Origin of the sequence: Devosia geojensis (assembly GCF_000969415.1) — a bacterium.
Classification (GTDB): Bacteria; Pseudomonadota; Alphaproteobacteria; order Rhizobiales; family Devosiaceae; genus Devosia; species Devosia geojensis.
Window position 1 is genome coordinate 1 of the sequence record NZ_JZEX01000027.1, and the last position, 486, is coordinate 486.

Here is a 486-nt window from a genome sequence, read left to right on the forward strand (position 1 = left end):
CCCTCCTCCTCTACCTCCTCCCCCATCCTCCCCCCCCCTCCCCCCCCCCCATCCCCATCCTCCCTCTCCCCATTGCCGATCTCGGCATCTAGCTCGTCGTTTTTCTCTTCCTGCGTACCGACCTTGCCCGCTATGTCGATTAGCTCACCTTCCATCGCATGCGTTCCTAGCTTCTTTCTGAAGCCTCGCTTCTTCCCCCCCGTTCCCCTCTCCCTCCCCTCACTTTCCCTCCCCCCCCCTCCCCCCTTCTCCCCCCCCCCCCCCTCCCTCCCCCCTCTTTCTCACTCTCCCCCCCTCCCCCTCCCCCTCCTCCCCTCCTTCCTTCCCTCCCTCCCCCCTCTCCCCCCCCCCCCCCCCTCCCCCCTTATTCCCTTCCTCCTCATCCTCTCTGCTCCCACCTCCCTCCTCCTTCCTCCCCCCCTCCTCCTTCTTCCTCCCGCCTCTCCGCCCCTCCTCTCCCCCCCCCCCCTTCCCTCCTCCCCCCCC

General features: G+C 68.3%; 1 protein-coding gene. It reads right to left on the minus strand.

The genetic code is table 11. The annotated features are described in order from the left end of the window. Positions 1-281 precede the first annotated feature (281 nt). On the minus strand, positions 282-486 hold a 205-nt coding region (locus VE25_RS23210), incomplete at its 5' end, for a hypothetical protein (protein WP_210166886.1).